We start from the raw sequence: 1891 nt of genomic DNA, 5'->3' as shown, positions 1-1891 counted from the left end.
ATGTAGAGAAGCGCAAAAGCGCACATCTGCAGAACGATCTGGCAGATGACGGCCACCGTTATTTTATTTCCAAACACCAGACAAAGCAGATGCAAAAGCTGCAGATAGGCATACACAGCCCCATGCACCACCATGGGAACCGTCTGTCCCTCCATAACCTCTGCCGCCTCGAAATAAACCGACTGTGTCTGAGTCTGCGGCATGGCCTGTATCCGGAGAAAAATGCCTGCCGCAAGCAAAACCACTGCCCCGATACACTCCGGCACAAGCAAGGAAAAGCCTCCTGCTGCCGCAGTCCCGCGATTCGAAATTGCTGCCGCAGCCTTATGTACAAAAAGTGTGGCAATCCCGGCCACAGCGAACGCTCCCATGCACAACACAAGCCCTATCTGCGGTTCATATCCCTTTTCCGTGCACAGGCTTACCGCCACACAGACCGAAAAAACAATGGCTGCGGCACTATACAAAAGCCACAGCGCATAGCTGAATCCGTTTTTTTCCCAATTCATGTCAAGCTTCCTTAATATCTTCGCTGGTCAACACCTTTTCAATATTGTAGCGGGGTCTGTGTTTTACCTCGATATAAATCTTGCCGATATATTGTCCCACCAGACCGATGGCAAGAAGCTGCAGGCCCCCCAGAAACCAGATGGATAAAATCAGCGAGGTCCACCCGGGAACCACATGTCCGGTAAAGTAGGAAATCAAGGCGTAAACGAGAGCCAGCACCGAAACTATAACAATAAGCAGGCCGATTCCCAGTATCAGACTAATGGGCTTTACACTAAAGGAGGATATCCCGTTAAAGGCAAGGGCAAGCATCTTTTTCAAGGGATATTTGGACTCCCCGGCCACCCGCTCCTTTCGGTCATAATAGACGCTGTCTGTCTGGTAGCCCAAAAGAGGCATCATGCCTCTTAAGAACAGATTGGTCTCCTTATACTTGGAAAACTGCTCCACTGCCCGCTTGGACATCAAACGAAAGTCCGCGTGATTGTAAACGGTCTTTACGCCCATAAGGTCCATGAGCTTATAAAAGCCCTGAGCTGTGGTGCGTTTAAAGAAAGTGTCCGTTTTGCGTTCCTTTCTGACACCGTATACAATGTCGCAGCCGTGATGAAACTTATCGATCATCTCCTCAATCACGGCCACATCATCCTGCAGGTCAGCATCTATGGAGATTGTCACATCACTGATATCCATAGCAGTAATGAGCCCTGCCGTCAGCGCAAACTGATGTCCCACATTGCCTGCCAGCTTCACGCCGAAAACCTGAACGGGATGCGCTCTGTGTTCTTCCTCAATCAATTCCCAGGTGCGGTCCCTGCTTCCGTCATTGACAAACAGAATAAAGCTGTCCTCAGCTATCTTTTCCTTTTTCACCAAATCATCCAGTACTTCCCGCAGAGCCTGGGAAGCAATCTTGAGCACTTCCTCCTCATTATAGCAGGGAACTACAATCGCCAGTCTCTCCATACGCTCTCCTTTTGCATTATACCTCCCGCAAGGCCTGTTCCAGATCCGCGATAATATCATCCACATGCTCCAGACCTACGGAGAAACGAATCAAATCAGGAGCTACTCCCGCCTCCACAAGCTGCTCGTCCGTCATCTGTCTGTGCGTGTGGCTTGCCGGATGAAGGACACAGGTTCTTGCATCCGCCACATGAGTGACAATCGCAGCCAGCTTTAAATGATCCATCATTTTTTCTGCAGCCTTTCTGCCGCCCTTTAATCCAAAGGAGATCACGCCGCAGGTTCCCTTTGGCATATACTTCTTGGCCAGCTCATAATACCTGCTGCTCTTTAAACCGGGATAATTTACCCAGGCCACATTGTCATGAGCCTCCAAATATTCGGCCACGGCCAGAGCGTTGGCACAGTGCCTCTC

General features: G+C 50.1%; 3 protein-coding genes. All 3 read right to left on the bottom strand.

What is annotated here, in order from left to right:
- Positions 1-509, bottom strand: a 509-nt coding sequence (locus tag AC1WIP_RS15335) for a hypothetical protein (protein WP_481142642.1), incomplete at its 3' end; no start/stop codon positions are given.
- Between the two features lies 1 nt (position 510).
- Positions 511-1476 (bottom strand): glycosyltransferase family 2 protein, encoded by a 966-nt coding sequence (locus tag AC1WIP_RS15330; RefSeq protein WP_481142641.1) that lies wholly within the window; start codon positions 1474-1476, stop codon positions 511-513.
- Between the two features lie 16 nt (positions 1477-1492).
- A partial coding sequence (locus AC1WIP_RS15325; RefSeq protein WP_481142640.1) for a PLP-dependent transferase occupies positions 1493-1891 on the bottom strand: 399 nt, incomplete at its 5' end.

The sequence above is a fragment of the Acetatifactor sp. genome (assembly GCF_982438285.1).
The sequence above is the reverse complement of the archived record's forward strand: the minus strand, read 5'-3'. Positions and strand labels throughout refer to the sequence as shown.